Here is a 22,450-nt window from a genome sequence, read left to right as displayed (position 1 = left end):
AGGTTTTTTTTTTTTTTTTTCGCGAATATTATTGTTGAATGAAAATTCAATTGTTATCCAGAGGCACTACACCAGAAAAGGAATTCAGGGAAGGAGGTAGTGCAGGGATGTATTATTGTTTGGTGGATTTTTTGGCTTTGCTAGTTTTGCTCATTACCAACCATGATGTGCTGCAGCGAGATTCAGTGGCCGCTGACAGGTCTTACCAAGGGCGATACCGCATGTTTTTGCTGGCGGTAATCAGCTATTATATCGTGGATGCAATCTGGGCATGGCTGTATGAGCTGCAAAAACTCACTTGGCTGTATGTGGATACAGAAATATATTTTATCGTCATGGCAGCGGGGATTTGGCTGTGGCTGCGTTATGTAGTGGCTTATTTAGGGATAAAAAATATCTTCAGCCAGTTATTTTGCTATGCAGGGCAGCTTTTATTTGCGGTGGTACTTATCATGACCGTACTGAACCGTTGGTGGTCATGTATGTTTTGGTTTGATGAAGCGGGGGTTTATCATGGCGGGCTTGCTCGGGATACAGTCTTTATTTATCAGATACTCATTCTGTTGCTGATTTCACTGTATACGCTGTGCTTTGCCTCGAATTGTAATGAAAAACAGCGGAAGCGGTATTATACCATCGGATTGTCCGGCTTTATCATGCTGGTGCTGGTGGCGATACAGATTTTTTTTCCTACCTATCCGCTTTATGCTATCAGCTATATGCTGGGGTGCTGTCTTCTGCGTACTTTCGTTGTGGAAAACGAGCGGGAAGAGTATCGCAATAATCTGGAACTGGCACTGGAACGGGAGAAAGAGCAGTTTCAGGAGTACAAAAGGACGTGGAAACTGGCTTATAATGATGCCCTGACTGGTGTGAAAAGCAAAAGGGCCTTTATGGAGCATGAAGAACTGCTGGACTGGCAGATGGCTCAGAAAGTAAAAAACAAGTTGGCGATTATCGTCTTTGATATTAATAATTTGAAACAGATAAACGATACATTGGGTCATGATGAGGGCGATCGGTATATCAAAGAAGCATGTAAGATAATCTGTGACATCTTTAAGAAAAGCCCTGTGTATCGCGTGGGTGGCGATGAATTTGTTGCTGTCCTGGAAAATGATGACTTTGATAACCGTGAGCAGCTGCAAAATGCCTTTAACCAGATCATTGAGAAAAATCTTTATCGTAATGATGTTGTTGTGGCAATGGGAATGGCAGAATACGTGCCCACGGAAGATGAATGCTGTCGGCAGATTTTTGAACGGGCTGACCAGCGTATGTATGCGCGCAAGCGCGAGTTGAAAAAGTTTACATCCCCCTCACCCCCTTGAGGGAGATAATAGTTCTGGGTGCATTCTTCCCGCCCAGAACTTTTTTTATGCATAATGATGGCCAAGCTGAAATGGATGCTAATCTTTTATCCAGCATAGCACAAAGGGAAATAAAAAACTTTGTAGAATAATTTGCTATATGGAAAGATAAAGCAAGCGAAATCGAGGTGAGGCTTGTGAAAAAAACCAGCATCATCATTGGCGCAGTGATTGTCTATATCATCATCATGGCCGCAGGCATAGGCGCGTATTTCTACTTTGACCAGCAGCAAAAGTTACATCAGGAACAATTGCAAGCGCAGCTCCAGCAGCAAAAGGAAAAGACTCCGGAGGAGCTGCAGCGCGAGGCGGAGAAGGCCAAGGAGGAAGAACTGCGCAGACAGGCCGAAGAACAGGAACGACAGAAGCGGGAACAGCGGCGCAAGAAAGAACGGGAACTCAAAGAGGCCATGAAGGAAGAAACCATCAACGGCATCACCTACTATAAGTATAATTGGCCCAAGAAGCCGGAGCCTGGCGTTTATCTGCGTCCCTTCGTGATGGCGGGAGGCGTCAAGGCGGCCATGGCCTACGAGATCTATTACTTTTATCACATCAATGACCCTTTGCAAACGGCTTGGATTAATGGCGATTTCTTGGACATTGTGGCGGGCGGTGAAACGACCACGGTGCCTTTGGACTATACACGCATCAATAAGCACATGGCTTCGGATGCGGAGTGGCTGATAGAGAGCTATTCCCTGACGGCTGCCCCCAACGTAATGGCGGCCTTTAAGCGTATTCTGGCTACGGGGGGCGGTTCCATTGTGTATTACCACAGCGGCGGCAAATCCCGGCATCACGATTTGAGTGCTACAGAGGTAAAACGCATCCGCGAAATGATGGAACTTTATGAAATACTGGCGGCGGAATAAATTTTGTGCTATAATCGTTACTAATGCTGTATTCAAAGGAGGTGTTGCACCAAATGAAGACAACGATTATTGGTATTGCGGGCGGCTCCGGCTCGGGCAAGTCCACCTTTACCAATCGCTTGAAAAACTTTTTTGGTGAAAACATAACGGTCATATACCATGACAATTACTATCGGGCTAATGATAAGTTATCGATGGAAGAAAGACGAAAGATTAACTACGACCATCCCCAGGCCCTGGAAACGGATTTGCTGGTGAAGCATTTAGAGAAGCTCAAAGCCGGCAAGAGCATCAAGTGTCCGGTATATGATTTTACGCAGCACAATCGCTCGGATAAAACCATTACCATTCATCCCAGCCGGGTTATCGTCGTGGAAGGCATTCTGATTTTCCAGGATGAGCGCCTGCGCGATGCCTTTGACATCAAGATTTTCGTTGAAGCAGATGCCGATGAACGCATCCTGCGCCGTGTGGTGCGCGATATGGATGAGCGTGGCCGTGAACTGCAGGACATCATTGAGCATTATCTGGCCACGGTTAAGCCCATGCACTATCTCTACGTGGAACCCACCCGCAATGTGGCGGATATCGTCCTCAACAGCGGCCTCAATGATGTGGCTTTTGATGTGATGAAGACCAAGATTGAGTCTATTTTGGAAAATCCTGATGAAGATTGAGAATAGACAGTTGTATTCTCTGTGTGTAATATAAAAGAGGCCATATCAGCCGTAATCCCTGTCCAACTGGCATGGATTACGGCTGATTTTCTTTTATGTGCTTAACGTAATGTCGTTTTTAGAAACACAAAAGTATATCTTTATAATAAAATACTTTACAAATTACTGTAAAGGTGTATAATGTTCTTATCAAGAATTAGAGGTGATGTATATGAACGAGAAAAACAGCAAGGACAGCAGCTTTTCCGGCCAGCTTGGCTTCGTGCTAGCGGCAGCCGCCTCCGCCGTAGGCGTGGGCAATCTTTGGCGCTTCCCGTATTTTGCCGCGAAGGATGGCGGCGGAATTTTCCTGCTGACGTATTTGATTCTGCTTGTGACCTTTGGTTACGCACTTCTGTCTTCGGACTTGGCTATCGGCCGTAAGACACAGCTCAGTTCCATCAAGGCTTATGGAGCCATGAAACCGGGCTGGAAATTCCTGGGTATCCTGACCTTTTTCGTACCGGCAATCATTATGACGTATTATGCGGTTATCGGGGGCTGGATTACCAAGTACGCAGTGACGTTCCTGACGGGAGCCGGCGCTGCGGCAGCTCAGGACAATTACTTCGTGGGCTTCATCACGAATCCTGTGGAGTCCGGCATCTATGCCGCCATCTTTATGCTGGCGACGGCCTTTGTCGTTTACCGCGGGGTAGAGCGGGGGATTGAAGCATCTTCGCGCATCATCATGCCGGTTCTGCTCGTCACGGTTATTTTGATTTCCCTGTACGTTTTGACGTTGGAAGTCCATGACGCAGATGGCACCGTCAGAACAGGTCTGCAGGGGCTGGCCATTTACTTCCTGCCCAACTTTGAAGGCATGACGCTTAGCAAGTACATCCAGATTGTGTTGGATGCCATGAGCCAGATGTTCTACTCGCTGTCGGTTGCCATGGGTATCATGATTACCTATGGTTCCTATGTCAAGAAGGAAGTAAATCTCAATCAGTCCGTATCGCAGATTGCCATTGTGGATACGGCAGTGGCAGTCCTCGCAGGTATGATGATTATTCCCGCCATCTTTGCTTTCTCCGGGATGGAAGGTATGGCAGCAGGCCCGAAACTCATGTTCGTGTCTCTGCCCAAGGTCTTTAACTCCCTTGGCATTGTGGGGATTATCATCGGGGCCGCCTTCTTCCTCATGGCAATCTTTGCCGCACTGACCAGCTGCATTTCCGTATTGGAAGCTATCGTGGCTAACTGCATGGAAATCTTCCATGCCGAGCGCAAGAAGGTAACACTGGTTGTCAGCACCTTCTATACGGTGGTTACGGTCATTATCGCACTGGGCTACAGCCTCTTCTATGTGGAAGTTGGTCTGCCTAATGGTTCCACCGGACAGCTTTTGGATATCATGGACTACATCAGCACCGCCTGCATGATGCCCATTATCGCATTCCTGTCCGCTATTCTCATCGGCTGGCTCGTGAAGCCGGAATGGATTATCGGCGAGATGGAAGCCGATGGCAGCACAATGCCGCGCAAAGGCCTCTATCGGGTGGTTATCCGCTATGTGGCGCCGGTTATCATGGTGATTCTGGCCCTGCAGGCTTTCGGTGTAATTAATTAAATATTGAATAGCAGGAAATTAAATTCCCCTTGGCGAAATTATATCATAATAAAAAGATATGATTAAGGACAAGGGGAATTTTTATGTGGACTTGGCTCAGTGACTATAATTACGATTTTGCATTAGCGACCATTCCAATCCAAGTTATTCTGATGATCGTTTATATCATGCGCCAGCAGCTGCCTACCCGGCAAAGCCGCAGCTTTATGCTGGTCATGGTCATGAATATCATCATGACGGTTACGGATATTATTGCCTGTGAACTGAACGAAGTATGGCAGGAATATCCGATTTCGCTCAGTTATGCGCTGAATATTGCTTATTTTTTAGCCTTTATTATCCGCGGCTGGGGGTTATTTGACTATGCGGCTTCGGTGGTGGATACAGCCTCCCGTTGGGGACGCAAGTTTACCCTGATTCTTGCCTTGCCGGCGTTATTTGTCTGCGGGCTTATTCTTTCCACGCCATGGGCCGGGACGATTTTTACCATGGACCCGGTGACAGGCTATCATAACCTCGGCTGGTATAATTCCATCTATTTCAGCACCTGGTTTTATATCATAGCTTCGGTACTCCTGATGCTTGTCTGCCGGAAAGATGTGGTGTTCAAGGCCAAGACAGGTATTTACATCTGCAATGTGATTCTGGCCGTGGGGATTATTTATCGGCATGCTTTTATGCATGTACTGGTTACCAGCTATTTCAGCCTGCTGGCTATCCTGATTATTTATCTTACCACACAGAATCCGGACTCCTTCCGGGACAGAGTGGTAGACGTGCTGAACAGAGCCGCTTTTACCGAAATGGTGATGGATTTTGTACTGCATAAACGGCAGTTTTCCTGCTTTGGCATCAGCATCAAGAATTATTCCGCCTATAAAACCGTGTATGGCTCGGAAACCATGTATAAGAGCCTGCGGGAAATCGGCCTTTGGCTTACCCACGAATTTCGCAGCTTCTATGTGTTCTATCTGGGCAATGGCCAGATGGTCATGCTGAATCATGATGCCGAATACAACGATATCCAGAATCTGGCCATCAAAATTCAGGAGCGCTTCCATTATGCTTGGTCGGAAAACGGCGGTGCTCAGGTGCCGCTGCCCATCAATCTGGTGTTTATCTCCAAGGGCGTGCCCAAGAATTCCGTCCGCAGCGTGGAGCTGGGGCTGGAGCAGGCTTTTGTCGAAGCAGAACGGCGGGATAACGCCATGGTTTATGTGGCAGACGAAGCCTTGCTGACAAAACTGAAACGGCAGGAGCAGATTCGCCTGCAGTTACGGAAGGCCCTGCGGGATAAGTCGCTGGAAATTCACTTGCAGCCTCTGTACAATGTCCATACGGGAAAGCTTACCGCACTCGAGGCACTGGCCCGTCTGCGGGATGAGCAGCTCGGCTTTATTCCACCGGCTGAGTTTATTCCGCTGGCAGAAACGGAAGGGGAAATCATGGAACTGGGGCGGCAGATTTTTGCCAAGACCTGCCAGTTTGTCAGCGAAACGGATTTGGATTCGCTCGGCATTGAATTTTTGACCGTCAATCTTTCCCCGGCACAGTGCATGAACTACAGTCTGGGGGATGAACTGGAGCGCATTGCGATGCAGCACCGCATCTCCATGGATAAAATCCGGCTCGAAGTCACCGAGTCTGCCATTGGCGATATGGATTCGCTCTTAGAGCAGATGCGCCGTCTGAAAAATTGCGGCGTGGGCTTCCTGCTCGATGATTTTGGAGCGGGCAGTTCCAATCTCGTGCGCGTGATGAATCTGCCCTTTGCCATGGTAAAGATTGATATGCAGCTCGTCTGGTCTTACTTCCGCAGCGCCAGCAACATGCTCCTGCACATCGTCCGCATGTTCCAGGAGGATAAGATGACCATCATCATCGAAGGGGTGGAGGACAAGCATATGGCCCAGCAGCTTGCCAAGATGGGCTGTGATTACGAGCAGGGCTACTATTTTTCCCGTCCTTTGCCGCCAGAAGAACTGCTGGTATTCTTACAGGAACACCGCGATTATGACTGGCTGACGTAAAAAAATTCTGCAAAGCCTTTACAGCTGGGCGCAGGCGTGGTATACTCTAATAGTTAAATCTTAAAGTATTTTATGCTAAAGAGTGGGTGAAAGCCCACTCTTTACTCTTATGTTTTGAAAGCAAATCAGATGTATAGGGAGGTGGATGTATGGCAGCAAAGAATATTGAAGAATCCGTAGAGCTCATGGTGCAGGAACTTCTAACCGGCCAGGACGTCATTGAACTGGTGGATGTGGAGTATGTCAAGGAGTACACGGACTACTATCTGCGTGTCTACATCGATAAAGAAGGCGGCATTGACATTGAGGATTGCCAGGAACTCAGCGAAAAGCTGGAGGTAATGCTCGATGAAAAGGATATCATTCCCGATGCCTATATTTTGGAGGTATCGTCGCCTGGTATTGACCGCGTGCTCAGAAAGCCCCGGGATTTGGAACGGGAGCAGGGCAAGGCCGTGGATGTGACACTCTATGCACCTATGGACGGCAAGAAAAACCTCACGGGGGTACTCACCGGCTTTGACGGTGAAAAGTTCACCCTCGATGATGAAATCACCATTGAACTGAGTAAGGCGGCACAGATTCGCCTGCATATTGATTTTTAAGGCTGAGTCACTTGGCCTGATATATTTGGGAGGATTAGAATTTTGGCAAGAAGAACTACGAAAGCGAAGGATAACGGGCAGGAGTTCCTGGAGACTCTGCGGGAATTGAGCCGGGAGCGTGGCATTGATGAGGAATTCTTATTTGAAGCCATTGAAGCTGCTCTGATTACGGCTTACAAGCGCAACTTCGGCTCCGCTCAGAATGTTCGCGTTACCCTGTCCCGGGATACGGGCACGTACCATGTGTATGCCGTTAAGACCGTGGTGGAGGATGCCGCTGACGAAATTACGGAAATCTCGCTGGCACAGGCCCGCACCATTCGTCCGGAATACGAAGTGGGCGATGTTATCGAAATCGAAGTGACGCCGGCTAACTTTGGCCGCGTGGCTGCCCAGACGGCTAAGCAGGTGGTTGTACAGCGCATCCGCGAAGCAGAACGGGGCATGATTTACGAGGAATTCCAGAGCCGCGAAAGCGATATTCTGACCGGCCTCGTACAGCGCGTAGAAAATCGCAATGTGTTCATCGACCTGGGCAAGACGGAAGCCGTGCTGACTCCGGCAGAACAGATTCCCACCGAAACCTACAGCCATGGCGACCGCATCAAGGCCTTCATCGTAGAAGTCAAGAAGACCAACAAGGGCCCGCAGGTTGTGGTATCCCGTACCCATCCGGGGCTCCTCAAGCGCCTCTTTGAACTGGAAGTTCCCGAAATTCAGGAAGGCATTGTGGAAATCAAGTCCGTAGCCCGCGAACCGGGCAACCGTTCCAAGATTGCCGTCTGGTCCAAGGACGAATCCGTGGATCCCGTTGGTTCCTGCGTTGGCTACCGCGGTATGCGCGTGCAGGCCATCGTTGACGAACTCGGCAGCGAGAAAATCGATATCGTAAAATGGAGCGAAGACCCGGCGAAGTTCATCGCTAACGCGCTGAGCCCGTCCAAGGTTGTATCCGTTGCCGTTAACGAAGCCGAAAAGGTTTCCCGCGTAGTCGTTCCGGACTATCAGTTGTCCCTGGCCATCGGCAAAGAAGGCCAGAACGCCCGCCTCGCTGCTAAGCTCACGGGTTGGAAAATCGACATCAAGAGCGAAAGCCAGGCTGCTGATGAAGAACTGGACGAAAACATGAACGAAGTGGAAGTGGAGAGCGACGAAGCTTTCACCGCAGAGGGTGAATAAGGTGAAAACCAAGAAGATACCCCAGCGCATGTGCTTAGGCTGCCAGGAGAGCAAATCGAAACGGGAGCTTATCCGCATTGTGCGCAGTCCCGAAGGGGAATTTTCCGTGGATACCACGGGGAAAAAGCCCGGCCGGGGCGCCTATATATGTCCCAAAATGGAATGCTTTAATGCGGCCCGCAAGAGCAAGGGGCTGGAGCGTTCCTTCAAGAGTCCGATTGACAAGTCAGTATATGAGCTTTTGGAGCAGCAATTAAAAGAGCTGCCGGAAGCTGAGGGCTGAATATGGCAATTACAAGAACGCAGCGCATCGTTAATCTTCTGAGCATGGCTCAGAAGGCCGGCCGCATTGTTTCCGGGGCCTTTGCCGTGGAACAGGCCGTGAAGAAAAAGCAGGCGGTTCTCGTCCTGCTGGCCGGTGATGCCGCAGAAGAAAGCAAGAAAAATTTCATTGCATTAACAGATAAATTCGCGATTCCTTATGTTTACTGTCTCGACCGTGAGACTTTAGGCGCATGCTTAGGCAAAGAATTTCGTGCCGTTGCCGCATTGACGGATGACGGCTTTGCGAAAAAACTTCGCCAGCTTATGGAGGAAACGCTATGAAATAATTCGGGGGTGGATTAATGTCCAACATTAGAGTTTATGAATTGGCTAAAGAATTCGGCAAGGAAACCAAAGAGGTTTTGGAAGTCTTACAGAAGGCAAATTTTGCCGTTAAAAATAATTTCAGCAGTGTCGGGGATGCCGAGCGTGAAGCCCTGAAGAAGCACTATAACAAGAGCGCAGCTCCTGCTGCCAAGGCTGCACCGGCTAAGGAAAGCAAGCCCAAGGAAGTCAAAGAAGCTCCCAAGGCTAAGCCGGCAGAAAAGAGCGCCAGCCACAATCATGAGAAGCATGATAACGGCCAGCGCAAGGTTGTAAACCATAACAACAATAACAACGGCAATGGTCAGAACCGCAGCCATGAAGGTGGCAGCCGCAACAACGGTCACAATGAACGCAATAACAACAGCAGCAACAATGACCGGAACGAGCGCAACGACAACCGCAGCGAACGCGGCAGCCGCAATGACCGCAACAAGAACGAGCGCAATGACCGTCGTGGTGGCAAGAACGGCCGCAATGACCGGAATGAACGCAACGACCGTAACGGTGGCCGTAATGACCGCCGTGGCGGCAAGGGCCGTAACAACAAGCGCGGCAACCAGCAGCCGGCACCGAAGATGGAAATCGCTCGTCCGAAGCACATCAAACTGCCGGAAATGATTGCGGTTAAGGACCTCGCTTCCAAGATGAGCTACACGGCAGCAGAAGTCGTGAAGAAGCTCTTTATGATGGGCGTAATGGCAACCATCAACCAGGAAATCGACTTCGAGACGGCAGCTCTCGTAGCTTCCGAATTCGGCGTGACCTGTGAAGAACTGCCGCCTGATGCAGACCCGACGGAAATCCCCGAAATCGAGGATGATCCGAAGAGCCTTAAGCTCCGTCCGCCTGTTGTTACCGTTATGGGGCACGTTGACCATGGTAAGACTTCCCTTTTGGACAGCATCCGCAACACCCATGTATCCGCTCACGAAGCCGGCGGTATTACCCAGCACATCGGTGCTTATCAGGTAAACTGCAAGGGCAAGAAGATTGTCTTCCTCGATACGCCGGGTCATGAGGCCTTCACGGCTATGCGTGCCCGCGGTGCCCAGATTACGGATATCGCGATTCTCGTGGTTGCTGCCGATGACGGCGTTATGCCTCAGACCATCGAAGCCATCAACCACGCCAAGTCCGCAAACGTGCCCATCATCGTGGCTGTCAACAAGATTGATAAGCCGGGCGCAAATCCGGACCGCGTGAAGCAGGAACTCATGGAACATGGCCTCGTTCCGGAAGAATACGGCGGCGATACCATCATGGTTCCCGTATCGGCAAAACAGCAGATTGGTATTGATGACCTTCTGGAAAACGTTCTGCTCGTTGCCGAAGTGGAAGAACTCAAGGCTAACCCGAACCGCGATGCCCGCGGCGTTATCATCGAAGCCAAGCTCGATAAGGGCCGTGGTACGGTGGCAACGGTACTCGTACAGAATGGTACCCTGCGCATCGGTGATTCCGTTGTCTGCGGTACGACCTATGGTAAGGTTCGCGCCATGGTGGATGACCGCGGCAACAACGTCAAGAAGGCTGGCCCGTCTGTACCGGTTGAGATTCTCGGTCTTAACGATGTACCGGCTGCCGGTGACATTCTGGCCGTGCTCGAAGAAAAACAGGCCCGCTCCATTGCGGAAGCCCGCGTAGAACGCCAGCGCACCAACCTCATCAAGAGCAAGAAGGTATCGCTGGATGACCTGTTCCATCAGATTCAGGAAGGCGAAATCAAAGACCTCAATATCGTGGTCAAGGCCGACGTACAGGGTTCTGTCGAAGCACTCTGCGGCTCGCTCCTCAAGCTCAACAAGAACGACGAAGTACGCGTCAGCGTGGTTCACTCCGGCGTAGGTGCCGTAAACGAATCCGATGTTATGCTGGCTTCGGCATCGAATGCCATCATCATCGCCTTCAATGTGCGCCCGGATGCCAATGCCCGCCGTGTTGCTGATACGGAAGATGTGGATATCCGCACCTACCGCGTCATCTACGACGCCCTCAATGACGTCAAGGACGCTATGAGCGGTATGCTCAAGCCCAAGTACAAGGAAGTTGTACAGGGCCGCGTAGAAATCCGTCAGGTTATGAAGTTCTCCAAGGCACTCGTTGCCGGTTCTTACGTACTCGAAGGCAAAATCTTCAACAACTCCAAGATTCGCATTATCCGCGATAATATCGAAGTGTTCGACGGTGAGATTGACTCCCTGCGCCGCTTCAAGGATGAGGTGAAGGAAGTAGCTGCCGGTTACGAATGCGGTATTTCCATCATCGACTACCGCGACTTCAAGGAAGGCGACATCATCGAAGCCTACACCATGGAAGAAATCGCTACGGATATCAACGAAGCCAACAAAGAGGCCGCCAAGAAGCGTCAGGCAGAAGCCGCCGCTCGTGCTGCCAAAGAAAACGAGGAATAATGACGAAAATTAAAATAGAAGGAGGTGCGTAACTGTGGGACAGCTGCGTGTGGAAAAAGTACAGGAATTGATGAAGCAGGAAATCAGCCAGATTATCCTGCGGGAGTTGAAAGACCCCCGCATTGGCTTTGTCACCGTAACTTCCGTGGAATGTACGGGAGATTTGCGGGAGGCCAAGGTCTATGTGAGCCTGATGGGAAATGAATCCCAGGTCAAATCCTGCTGGATGGGGCTTAACAGCAGCCTCGGCTTTATCCGCCGGGAAATCGGCAAGCGGATTCGCCTGCGCGTAACCCCGGAAATCAGTTTTGCGCTGGATAAGTCGCTGGATTACAGTGCGCATATCCAGGAACTGCTCTTAAAAATCAAGGCAGAGGAAGGCGAGAAAAACGCCGAATCTGCTCCTGAGGAGTAAAAACAGATGCATATTTCATTGACGGAAACGGCAGCTGCCTTAAAAGCTGTACAGCGCATTGTGATTACGGCCCATGTGAACCCCGATGGCGATGCCATCGGCAGTTCCCTTGGCCTCATGCATGCACTTAAGGATTTGGGCAAAGAGGTGCAGGTTTTCATCGATGATGATATCCCGGCAGCATTTTCTGTGCTGCCGGGATATGAGCTTATAGGGAAACCTGCGGAAGGGCAGAACATCCCCGCTGACCTGTTGGTGGCGGTGGATGTAAGCCTCGACCGCATCGGCAAAGTAGCGGAGGCCGTCAAGGCTCCGACACTTAATATCGACCATCATATCACCAATGACGGTCAGGCTGATAAGCTCTATCTCGATGGAACGGCGGCCGCCACTGCTGAAATCATTTACCAATTAATTGAAGAACTGGGCGTACCCTGCACGCAGGATATGGCCATGTGCCTCTATACGGGTCTTGCCCTCGATACCGGCTGGTTCCGCTTCTCCAATACCAAGCCGCGGACCATGCAGGTAGCAGCAGCCCTTCTTTCCTGTGGTGCGCAGCCTCATGTTATTTCCGAAGCGCTCGAACAGCGTCCCCTTTCGGAAGTACAGAGCCTGGCCTTTGCCTTGCAGAAGATTGAACTTCTGGCGGATGGCAAGGTGGCTGGTATCTGCCTAGACAATGCCGCCCTGCAGGAACATGAAGCCCCCGAAGGCCTTATTGGCATGGTGCGGGTCATTGAAGGCGTGGATATCGCCTTTACCCTGAAAGAAAAAGAACCGGGGCTTTGCCGGGTGAGCCTGCGCTCCAAGGGCATTGATGTGACGAAAATCGCCCTGCAGTTTGGCGGCGGCGGTCATGTACGGGCAGCAGGCTGTTCGATTGAAAAGAACTGTGCGGAAGCCAGAAATGACCTTATCAAGGCCATTTTACAGGTCGTGGAGGCTGAATCGTGACGGAGGTAAAGCCCGTAAGCGGCTTTCTCAACATCCTAAAGCCTCCCGGCATGAGCTCCCATGATGTGGTGGGCTATGTCCGCAGGGTGCTCCATACCAAAAAGGTAGGCCATGCCGGTACCTTAGACCCGGCTGCGGCAGGCGTGCTGCCTGTGGCCGTGGGTACGGCCACCCGCCTTATCGAGTACCTCGAAATTACGGATAAGACCTACCGGGCGGAAATCAAGCTGGGTATTGCCACCGACAGCGGTGACGACACCGGCAAGATTTTGACATGTCAATCTGACTGGTCAGATTTTGACATGTCAACCCTTGAAAAGGTGCTGCAAAAGTTCACCGGCAAAATCCGGCAGACGCCGCCAGCCCATTCTGCTATTAAAATCAACGGCCAAAAGGCCTGCGATTTATTGCGGGCAGGCAAAGATGTGGAAGTTCCGTCCCGGGAAGTCACCATCTACCGGTTGGAACTCTTGGCGCACAGCCACGATATGCTGCTGATTGATTGCGATTGCAGCAAGGGAACGTATATCCGCAGTCTCTGTCAGGATATCGGCGAAGCCTTGGGCGTTTCCGCCACCATGGCATTTTTGCTGCGGCGCAGGGTCGGTGACTTTACGGCCGAAGCTGCGCTGACTTTGGAAGAACTTGCCGAAGCTGGAGAACAGGCTCTGCTGCCTGCAGATAAATACCTGAGCTCCATGCAGCGTTTTGATTTGAACCCCAAGCGGGAAAAGGCTTTCTGCAACGGCCTTTCGAGTACCGTGAAGAATTTTACGGCCCAGACGGAAAGCCTGCTGGTTTATGCGGACGGTCATTTCATCGGCGTAGGCCGTTACGATAAAGAAAGAGAAGAACTTTTGCCGGTGAAGGTTTTAGGGCGGTGACGAGAAAATCGTGGAAGTATACAACAAACTAACAGATTTAACCAAAAAATATCCCCGCCTGACGGTGGCGCTGGGCATGTTTGATGGCGTCCATATCGGCCATCAGAGCATCATCAGCCGGGCAGTGGAGCTGGCCAAAAAGATTGACGGCAAGTCCGTGGTCTTTACCTTCAGCAATCATCCGCTGTCGGTGTTGGCTCCGCAGGCCATGCCGCCGCAGATTGGCAACAACATCCTGCGGGAAAAGCGGCTGGAGGAACTCGGCGTGGACATTCTGATTGCCATGCCCTTTACCAAGGAATTTGCCAGCCGCCGTCCCGAGGAATTTTTGGAAATTCTGCGCATGAATCTGGCGCCTTATTATGTGGTGACGGGGCCCAATTACACCTTTGGCTACAAGGGGAAGGGCACCCAGCGCATGCTTTTGCGGGAAGGGAACACTTACGGCTTTACGGCAGAGATATGCCCGGCCATCCTGCGGGATGGCCGGCCGGTAAGTTCCACCCGCGTGCGCAGTCTGCTGGCAGAGGGCGATTTGCATACCGCCAGCGATTTTCTGGGCTATCCCTTCACGCTCATAGAACGTGTGATTCATGGCGACGAGCGCGGCCGGGTCATTGGCTTTCCAACCGCCAATCTGGCCATCAGCGAGCAGCGGGTCATGCTGCCCAACGGTGTCTATGCGGTGGGCGTCAAGTTCCAAGACAAATATTACAACGGCGTTGCCAATATCGGCAACAATCCCACCTTCGCAGGCTGTAACCGCCGCATCGAAGTCAACATTGACAGCTTCAACGGAAATCTCTACGACAAGCTCATTGGTGTGGAATTTTTGGAGAAGCTCCGCGACGAAGTGAAATTCAGCGGCGTGGAACAGCTCGTGAAGCAGATAAAAAAAGATAAGGAAAAAGCCAGAACTTATTGGCGTTACTGAAATTTTGACCTGTCAATTTTTGACGGGTCATTTTTTATTTATCTGTAATATCCTGTCCCTTCATACGTATGTATAAGGTAGCAGGATTTGTTAGAAACATTGTAGAAATTTAATCATAGGTTATGACTTAATTTTGCGGCGCAGGACGGGAGGCTGACGATGGAGCGCAATGGTGTTTTGGTTCAGCAAAAGTATATGGAATATCTTGGCTCTACCATGGGCTTCATTGTTTCCCTGTATCTGGCCTCCATTGTAGACGGGATACTGGTGAGCCAGCTCATCAGTCCGGCGGCATTTGCCGCTATCAATCTGACGTTACCTGTTTACTATGCCCGCAATATACTCTTCTTTCTCTTTGTGGATGGCGGCGCTGTCTTAGCAGCGCAATTTATTGGCGCCCGCGATAAGGTTTCATGTGCCCGGGTCTTTACCATTTCCATTGCCTGGGGCGCGGCAGCAATGACGGTTTTAGGCATCATCGGCTGTTTGCTCTTATCGCCTACGGCGAGCCTGCTGGCCGGGAACAGTTCATTGCAGGAAGCGGTGGCAGATTATCTGCTGCCTTTGTGGCTCACAGGGCCGTTGCTCATCTTAACCAATGGCGTGTCCTCTTTTCTGCGGCTCGAGGGCCTGCACAAACTGGCCATTGCGATTCCCGTCGTGGCCAATATCTGCAATCTGGCCTTTGACTATCTCTTCATTGCGGTCTTTGGCTGGGGAATTGCCGGCGCGGGCTGGGCCACGGGTGCAGGTTACGTCTGTTCTTTGTTGCTTCTCATACCGTATCTGCGCCGTCCCGACAGAAGCTGGCATTTGACTGCCATTCCTGCCGATAACCAGCGGATTTTTCGTCGGGTGATGGCGGTGGGGCTGCCCATGGCCATGATTCCCTTGGGACTCGTGTTGCGCAATCTGGCAGTCAATGGTATTGCCGTGGAAACTTTGGGAGATATGGGGGCACTGACCGTTTCCCTCTGCAATGCAGCGTTGCTCTACGCTTTGATGTTTGCCGATGGCTCCAGCACAGCGCTTGCCAGTGTCTGCGGCGCTCTTTACGGGGAAATGGACCAGAAGGGTGTTCTGCAGGTATTAAAGCGGTCCCTGCGCCTGACCTTTGGCCTGTGTCTGGTGATTTTCCTGCTGATATTCATTTTTCCTGCGGAGTTTATCCGCTTCTATGGCGTGGAAAACATCACGCCGGAACTTATTCTCTACCTGCGCACGAGCATTATCTATATGCTGCTGCTGGCTCATGTGTTTATTCTGCGAGCCTTTTATCAGGCCACCCGTCAGGAGAAAGCAGCTACCATCTTCTCCTTGCTCGAAGGTGTCGTGCTGGTGATTGGTCTGTTCTTCCTGCTATCCAAGTTCAGCCTTGTACTTATGTGGGCAGCACCAGCCATTTCCGCCGTTGCAGCTATCGGCTGGCTCGTCTGGTATATGCGGCGGCAGGCCAGAAAGATGGGACGGGATAGTTTCCTCCTCATGCAGCAGGAAAAGAATTCTGCGGTATGGGAAACGAGCATTTCCGCTACGGTGGAAGCCGCCACAGAGGCCGCCGAGGCCGTGGAAGAATTTTGCGCCCGCTTTGCGGATTTGGATTCCCGTCAATCTTATGCGGCACAGGTGACCGTAGAGGAACTTTGCGTCAATATTGCCGAACATGGCGGTTTGGGCACGAATGGCCATATCGACGTATTCTTGCGTCTGCAGGAGCAGCCCATGAGCGAGATTGTGGTAAAGGTGCGGGATGCAGGCAAGCCCTTTAATCCCGTGCATTTTCTTGATGAGCAGGGCGAAGAATTTTCTGGCCTGCTCATGGTGCGCAAACTGACCACGAAGATTGAATATGCCCGTATTCTGGGCTTTAATACCACCATAGTAACGATAGGAAAGCGTGGCCCAAAATGAAGTACAGCTACCAGATATACAGTCCAAGCGGCAATGACACCGCCCTGGTGCTGCCCTTGGAGCAGGATGCACAAAAGCGGCGGCTTGTGGCCCGCCAGATTATGAAGCTGCACCCACAGGTCGAGCAGGTGGGCTTTTTAAGCAGCAAAAAAACGCAGCTTTTAATGGCGGGAGGCGAGTTCTGCGGCAATGCCCTGCGGGCAGCGGCAAGTTTTTATTTAGCGGACAGGGCTGGCGAATTGAAAATGGAAGTATCCGGCACAGGCGGCCATGCCTTAAAGGCTGGTCGGACACTGAGCGGCGAAGTCTATGCCCAGATGCTCGGCCCCCACAGGATTCATGAACTGGTAGAGGCCCGCGAGGATTTCTTTTTGGTACGCCTGCCGGGAATCGTGCAGGTAATTATGCCCTGCCATAAAAAGCAGGTACAAGGCCTGTCGCCGTCGAATATAAAAGAGCAGGCCGTAAGGATTCTGCAGGTGCTGGATTTGATGCAGGAACCGGCGGCAGGCGTAATCTTTGTGACAAAGGACAAAGGTCGGCGCCGCATTGTTCCCTGTGTCAGAGTAGCGGCAGTGGATACTATGATTTGCGAAAGTGCCTGCGGCAGCGGTACTGTGGCCGCAGGACTTGCCGTCTCATTTCTCACGGGGAAAAATGTGGATATTCCCATCGGCCAGCCGTCAGGACAGATTATTCGCGCCCAGATTTGGCGTAAGGGAGAAATGGTGACAGAGGGCAGGATATCCGGTCAGGTCAGCACGGATGACAGACGGTATTCGCTGAATATAGGAAAGGGGTAGGGCGATGAAGAGGAGAAGTATTCGCCAGCAGGTACAGCGGCTGTTGTTTTTATGCAGTGTGGTTTCCCTGTTACTCTTGGGAGGCATTGCCCTTTTGGGCATGCTGGGTGCACGGAACACCTCCCTGCAGGATGGCCGGGAAATGGGTGAAGAAGCTGCCCAGACCGTCAGCAGTACCCTGAAGCATGAGGCGGAAAGCCGTCTGCTGATGCTGGCGGATGAAAAATCCCGCTATATCAATCTGGAGCTGCGGCGCATTGCTGACCGCACCGAACTCATGGGAAATGAGCTCAGCTGGATTCATGAACATGCAGGCGAGTTTCATCCGCGTCATGTGGATGAACCCCGGCGGGATAATGCCGGAAAATTTGCGGCCCAGCTCGAATATGCTTCCTGGGCCGACAGGGCAGCCTTGCAGGGAGAAGTCGGACTGGTCGCTAATCTGCAGGACATTATGATGCAGGTGGCCCAGATGAATGGGGAAGGAACCGCCATCACCGCAGCCTCGGAGCATGGCTATTCCATTTCCGTAGATGCGGATTCGGCGGAGCGTTTTGCCTCCCCGGAAGCTGCTGCGCCGCTGCCCTTTGACGGCACGAGCCGTCCCTGGTACAAGCTGGCCAAAGAGCAGGGCAAGACCACCTTCACCGATGTTTACGCCGACAGTTTCAATGGCAAGCTGCGCATTGCCTGCACGATGCCCTATAAGGTGCAGGGCAACTTTGCCGGTGTTGTGGCCATGTCCACCTATCTGAACAATATCAGCAATCTCGTCTTAAATGCCCAGGCACAGACCTGCTTTGTCATTGATGATGACGGGCGCATGATTTTTTACAAAGACGATACGGGGATGCTTCGGCAGATAAATCCGGAAACGGACCTGCGCCAATCGGCCGACAAGGAACTGGCAGCAGCGATAAGCGTCATGACGCAGGGTGACAAGGGCGTCCGCGCTGTAAACATCGCCGATAAAACATATTATCTGGCCTTTGCACCGGTGCCGCAGACCGGCTGGAGCTTTGCCGCGGCTTTGGACAGTGCCGAAGTCCTCAAAACCGAAGAAGCGGCCCGGCAGGATGTACTGGCCATTGCCCAGAAAAACGTGGACAGCATGGACGCTTATATGACCAAGGTCATCTTAGCTATGGCGGCGTTGATTCTGCTGATTATCGCGGCTGTGACCTGGCAGGGGCGGCGCATGGGGGACCGCTTTGTCCATCCCATTCTTGACTTGTCAGACGGTGTGCGCGAGATTGCCAGCGGCAACCTCGACAAGAAGCTGGATATTAAAACCGGTGACGAAATCGAGCATCTGTCTATCTGCTTCAACGCCATGACCGATGAACTGCAGAGCTATATGAAGAATCTGACCAAGGTCACGGCGGAGAAGGAGCGCATTGCCACGGAGCTCAACGTAGCCACCAATATTCAGGAAAGCATGCTCCCGAATATCTTCCCGCCATTCCCGGAGCGGCTTGATTTTGACATTTACGCCACCATGCATGCTGCCAAAGAAGTCGGCGGTGATTTCTACGATTTCTACATGCTCGATGAAAACCATGTGGTCATCACCATTGCCGATGTTTCCGGCAAAGGTGTACCAGCCGCTCTCTTTATGGTAATTTCCAAGACCATCCTCAAGAACTTTGCCCTGACCATGACGGGGGAAAGCGATTTGGCCGCAGTGGTATCCTGTACCAATGACCAGCTTTGCCAGAACAACGACGCCATGATGTTTGTGACGGCCTTTGTCGGCATGCTTGATGTTGTCACAGGCAAATTTGTCTATGTGAATGCTGGACACAATCCGCCGCTTGTCTACCGCCATAAGGAGAAGAAATTTGCCTATATGGATGTAAAGCGGAACTTCGTGATGGGAGGCATGGACGAATTGGATTATGTCGGTCAGGAACTGACCTTAGAGCCAGGAGATAAACTGTTCCTCTACACGGACGGGGTAACGGAAGCCCTGAGTGAAGACGAGGAACTCTACGGGGAAGAACGCCTGCTGAAGTGCTTGAACGAAATGCAGGCAGATGATATGCCCTTAAAAGAGATTCAACAACATGTGCAGCAAGATTTACAGAAACACGTAGGAGAGGCTGAACAGTCAGACGATATCACCATGCTGGCGCTCTCCTATAGCGGTCAACCGGAAAGGGGCGAAATAATGGAAGCAGATACAGCCAGGGAAATTATAGTGGGAGCCCAGGTGGAGAATCTTACACAGATCAATGAATTTGTCGAAGAACAGCTCTCTTCGCTGGAACCATCGCCGAAAGAACAGTTACAGCTGGAACTGGCTGTGGAGGAAATCTTTGTCAACATCGCCAGCTATGCCTATGAAGACAAGCACGGCCAGGCTGTTATTCAGGCCAAAGTGACAAATTCTCCCAAGAGCATTGAACTAATCTTTCAGGATGAAGGCATTCCCTATAATCCGCTGGACCGGGATGACCCGGACCCGGAGATGCTGCTGGAGGACAGAAAGATTGGCGGCTGGGGCATTTTCCTGGTGAAAAAGAATGTGGATGAAGTAACATATGCCTATGAGAAAGGAAAAAACGTTCTAACAATACGAAAAAATATATCCTAGCAGGAAATAAGCATACATAACGCGAAATATTAAAAATAGTAACTGCTATAAGCAAGCGAAGGGAGACTTCTCTATGGAAATCAAAAAAGAACAAAATGGCCCGGTGCTGAAAATTTCCCTGTCCGGACGCCTGGATGCCGTTACGGCTCCGGATTTGGACAAGGTCGTACAAAATGAACTGGCTGGTGTTACGGAATTGACGCTGGACTTTACAGATTTGGTATATGTGGCTTCCGCCGGCCTCAGGGTATTACTGCTGGCCCAGAAGCGCATGAAGAAACAGGGCTTCATGAAGCTCACCCATGTCAATAAGGACGTCAAGGATGTATTGGAAATGACCGGCTTCATCGATTTCCTTACGATTGAAGACTAAGGGGTGGTTCTATGAAAACCAGCAAAATAAAGGTGAACAGCCGCGGCTATGGCATGGAATACGCGCTGGATGAAGTGGAAGATTTCAGCCGCCTCATGGGCTTTGACGAGCGCAGCGCCCGGCGTGCCCGGCTGCTGGCTGAAGAAACCATGAGCATGGTGCGCGCCATCGTGGATGAGTTTTCCGCAAGTTTTTGGATGGAAAGTACGCCGGAATGCAACTGTGAACTGCATCTTCAGGCGGAAGCTCCCATGGATTACGACAAGAAGCAGGAGCTCATCTCCGCTTCGACCCAGCAGCGCAATGAAGCCTCTGTCGGCATCATGGGAAAAATCAAGGACTTCATCGAGGACAGCATGTACAATATGCGGGATGGTGCCTCGGTAGCCGTTGGTGACTCTCAGGCCATGGGCATGGGTGGCGTGGTCATCGCCGATATTTACATGTGGTCCCTGCAGCAGTACCGTCAGGACGTACAGGAACAAAAAGAAAAAGGCGACGACGAAGCCATTGATGACCTGCTCGACGAATTGGAAAAATCCATCGTGGCCAATATTGCGGATGATATAAAAGTTTCCGTAAAAGGCAACAGCATCGAAATGATTATCCGCAAGAATTTCCTGCTGAATCGCGACGGACAGTAAGCGAAAAATGAATAATGTTCATATTTTCTATTGACATACCCAAATGAATGGGGTATGATTATTTCATCAATAAAGCTGAATATGAACTCATCCAGAGCAGTGGAGGGATAGGCCCAATGAAGCTGCGGCAACCATCGCAAAAGCGAAACGGTGCCAATTCCTTTAGGCAAAGCCTATAAGATGAGAGTGAAGATGAAAGGCTCTCATTTTTGAGAGTCTTTTCTTTTTGCCCAATGGAAAACGAGACAATTCAGTATGTTAGTTGTTAAGCAACAAGGAGGCAAAAACATGAGTAAAAAACGTATGCTGTTCACGTCGGAATCGGTGACCGAAGGTCATCCGGACAAGATGGCGGACCAGATTTCTGACAGCATTCTCGATGCAATTATCGCCCAGGACCCGCAGAGCCGTGTTGCCTGCGAAACGCTCGTAACCACGGGTCAGGTTCATGTGGTCGGTGAAATCTCCACCAACTGCTATGTGGATATCCCGAAAATTATCAGAAGCACTGTCGAAGAAATCGGCTATACCGATGCTTCTTATGGTTTTGACTGCAAGACCTGCGGCATTCTCGTATCTCTGGACGAACAGTCCCCGGATATCGCGCAGGGTGTAGATAAGGCTCTCGAAGCCCGTGATGGCAAGATGGATGAAGCTGAGGCTGTAGGTGCCGGTGACCAGGGCATGATGTTTGGTTACGCCACCAACGAAACCCCGGAATTCATGCCGCTGCCCATCGCGCTGGCTCAGCGTCTGGCCCGCCGCCTGACCGAAGTACGCAAGAACGGTACCCTGGGCTATCTGCGCCCGGACGGCAAGACGCAGGTAACCATCGTCTATGAAGATGGCAAACCGGTGGCTGTAGACACCATCGTTATCTCCACCCAGCATGATGAAGATGTGACGCTCGAACAGATTCGCAATGACCTCATCGAGCATGTAATCAAGCCGGTCGTACCTGCTGACCTGCTGAAGGAAGAAACCCGCATCTTCGTGAACCCCACGGGCAAGTTCGTTATCGGCGGCCCGCAGGGTGACTCCGGTCTTACGGGCCGCAAGATTATCGTAGACACCTACGGCGGCTGGGCTCGTCATGGCGGCGGCGCGTTCTCCGGCAAAGACCCCACGAAGGTAGACCGCAGTGCAGCTTACGCTGCCCGTTATGTTGCCAAGAATATCGTAGCTGCAGGTCTTGCTGACCGCTGCGAAATCCAGCTGGCTTACGCTATCGGCGTAGCTTATCCGGTATCCGTCATGGTGGATACCTTCGGCACCAACAAGGTAGACGAAGAAAAGATTGAAGAGCTCGTTTCTAAGCACTTCGACCTGCGTCCGGCCGGCATCATCAAGATGCTCGACCTGCGCCGTCCTATCTACAAGCAGACGGCTGCTTACGGCCATTTCGGCCGCACCGATGTGGACCTGCCTTGGGAACACACGGACAAGGCAGACGTGCTCAAAAAAGAAGCCGGTCTGTAATTTTATAGCTTGCTCCATAAGCCTTTCCTGCGGGAAGGGCTTAT

General features: G+C 51.3%; 20 protein-coding genes and 1 riboswitch. All 20 genes read left to right on the top strand.

The window, feature by feature from the left end; genetic code table 11:
- Positions 1 to 107 precede the first annotated feature (107 nt).
- The 20 genes from P157_RS14925 (at position 108) to metK (ending at position 22,406) form a co-directional block, all read left to right on the top strand.
- On the top strand, positions 108 to 1,331 hold the full coding sequence (locus tag P157_RS14925) for a GGDEF domain-containing protein (RefSeq protein WP_026760786.1): 1,224 nt from the start codon (positions 108 to 110) through the stop codon (positions 1,329 to 1,331).
- A gap of 176 nt (positions 1,332 to 1,507) precedes the next feature.
- Positions 1,508 to 2,245 carry a hypothetical protein gene (locus P157_RS0109440; protein ID WP_026760785.1) on the top strand — a complete coding sequence of 246 codons (738 nt, stop codon included), beginning with the start codon at positions 1,508 to 1,510 and terminating at the stop codon, positions 2,243 to 2,245.
- 53 nt (positions 2,246 to 2,298) lie between these two features.
- The gene (udk, locus tag P157_RS0109435; RefSeq protein WP_026760784.1) at positions 2,299 to 2,922 is read left to right on the top strand and encodes a uridine kinase; all 624 of its coding nucleotides are present in this window, start codon (positions 2,299 to 2,301) and stop codon (positions 2,920 to 2,922) included.
- A 211-nt stretch (positions 2,923 to 3,133) separates the two neighbouring features.
- A complete protein-coding gene (locus P157_RS0109430) occupies positions 3,134 to 4,534 on the top strand; it encodes a sodium-dependent transporter (RefSeq protein ID WP_026760783.1) in 1,401 nt (466 codons plus the stop codon).
- An 83-nt stretch (positions 4,535 to 4,617) separates the two neighbouring features.
- Positions 4,618 to 6,564, top strand: a complete 1,947-nt coding sequence (locus P157_RS0109425; protein ID WP_026760782.1) for an EAL domain-containing protein — start codon at positions 4,618 to 4,620, stop codon at positions 6,562 to 6,564.
- 149 nt (positions 6,565 to 6,713) lie between these two features.
- On the top strand, positions 6,714 to 7,169 hold the full coding sequence (gene rimP / locus P157_RS0109420; RefSeq protein ID WP_026760781.1) for a ribosome maturation factor RimP: 456 nt from the start codon (positions 6,714 to 6,716) through the stop codon (positions 7,167 to 7,169).
- A gap of 42 nt (positions 7,170 to 7,211) precedes the next feature.
- The gene (gene nusA, locus P157_RS0109415; protein WP_026760780.1) at positions 7,212 to 8,348 is read left to right on the top strand and encodes a transcription termination factor NusA; all 1,137 of its coding nucleotides are present in this window, start codon (positions 7,212 to 7,214) and stop codon (positions 8,346 to 8,348) included.
- A 1-nt stretch (position 8,349) separates the two neighbouring features.
- Entirely contained in the window at positions 8,350 to 8,631 is a 282-nt protein-coding gene (rnpM, locus tag P157_RS0109410; RefSeq protein ID WP_026760779.1) for an RNase P modulator RnpM, read from the top strand.
- Between the two features lie 2 nt (positions 8,632 to 8,633).
- On the top strand, positions 8,634 to 8,954 hold the full coding sequence (locus tag P157_RS0109405; RefSeq protein ID WP_026760778.1) for a L7Ae/L30e/S12e/Gadd45 family ribosomal protein: 321 nt from the start codon (positions 8,634 to 8,636) through the stop codon (positions 8,952 to 8,954).
- A gap of 20 nt (positions 8,955 to 8,974) precedes the next feature.
- Positions 8,975 to 11,410 (top strand): translation initiation factor IF-2, encoded by a 2,436-nt coding sequence (gene infB / locus P157_RS0109400; protein ID WP_026760777.1) that lies wholly within the window; start codon positions 8,975 to 8,977, stop codon positions 11,408 to 11,410.
- Between the two features lie 34 nt (positions 11,411 to 11,444).
- On the top strand, positions 11,445 to 11,825 hold the full coding sequence (gene rbfA, locus P157_RS0109395) for a 30S ribosome-binding factor RbfA (protein WP_026760776.1): 381 nt from the start codon (positions 11,445 to 11,447) through the stop codon (positions 11,823 to 11,825).
- A gap of 6 nt (positions 11,826 to 11,831) precedes the next feature.
- Positions 11,832 to 12,782, top strand: coding sequence for a DHH family phosphoesterase (locus tag P157_RS0109390; protein WP_026760775.1), 951 nt, complete (start codon positions 11,832 to 11,834; stop codon positions 12,780 to 12,782).
- Positions 12,779 to 13,666: a tRNA pseudouridine(55) synthase TruB gene (gene truB, locus P157_RS0109385; protein ID WP_026760774.1), complete on the top strand. Its 888-nt coding sequence runs from the start codon at positions 12,779 to 12,781 to the stop codon at positions 13,664 to 13,666. The genes P157_RS0109390 and truB overlap by 4 nt, the downstream gene beginning before the upstream one ends.
- Positions 13,667 to 13,676: 10 nt before the next feature.
- Complete coding sequence (locus P157_RS0109380) at positions 13,677 to 14,600, top strand: bifunctional riboflavin kinase/FAD synthetase (RefSeq protein WP_026760773.1); 924 nt, start codon at positions 13,677 to 13,679, stop codon at positions 14,598 to 14,600.
- Between the two features lie 159 nt (positions 14,601 to 14,759).
- On the top strand, positions 14,760 to 16,511 hold the full coding sequence (locus tag P157_RS0109375) for an MATE family efflux transporter (RefSeq protein ID WP_026760772.1): 1,752 nt from the start codon (positions 14,760 to 14,762) through the stop codon (positions 16,509 to 16,511).
- Complete coding sequence (locus P157_RS14920; protein ID WP_026760771.1) at positions 16,508 to 17,314, top strand: hypothetical protein; 807 nt, start codon at positions 16,508 to 16,510, stop codon at positions 17,312 to 17,314. The genes P157_RS0109375 and P157_RS14920 overlap by 4 nt, the downstream gene beginning before the upstream one ends.
- A 4-nt stretch (positions 17,315 to 17,318) precedes the next feature.
- Positions 17,319 to 19,910 carry a SpoIIE family protein phosphatase gene (locus tag P157_RS14915; RefSeq protein WP_051598575.1) on the top strand — a complete coding sequence of 864 codons (2,592 nt, stop codon included), beginning with the start codon at positions 17,319 to 17,321 and terminating at the stop codon, positions 19,908 to 19,910.
- A gap of 73 nt (positions 19,911 to 19,983) precedes the next feature.
- Positions 19,984 to 20,283, top strand: coding sequence for an STAS domain-containing protein (locus P157_RS0109360; RefSeq protein ID WP_026760770.1), 300 nt, complete (start codon positions 19,984 to 19,986; stop codon positions 20,281 to 20,283).
- Between the two features lie 11 nt (positions 20,284 to 20,294).
- Entirely contained in the window at positions 20,295 to 20,927 is a 633-nt protein-coding gene (locus tag P157_RS15750; RefSeq protein WP_026760769.1) for a hypothetical protein, read from the top strand.
- Positions 20,928 to 21,011: 84 nt separating this feature from the next.
- Positions 21,012 to 21,114: riboswitch (SAM riboswitch) on the top strand.
- Positions 21,115 to 21,215: 101 nt separating this feature from the next.
- Complete coding sequence (gene metK / locus P157_RS0109350; RefSeq protein ID WP_026760768.1) at positions 21,216 to 22,406, top strand: methionine adenosyltransferase; 1,191 nt, start codon at positions 21,216 to 21,218, stop codon at positions 22,404 to 22,406.
- Positions 22,407 to 22,450: the final 44 nt, after the last annotated feature.

This window comes from Selenomonas ruminantium AC2024, assembly GCF_000687995.1.
GTDB classification, from domain to species: domain Bacteria; phylum Bacillota; class Negativicutes; order Selenomonadales; family Selenomonadaceae; genus Selenomonas_A; species Selenomonas_A ruminantium_B.
The sequence above is the reverse complement of the archived record's forward strand: the minus strand, read 5'-3'. Positions and strand labels throughout refer to the sequence as shown.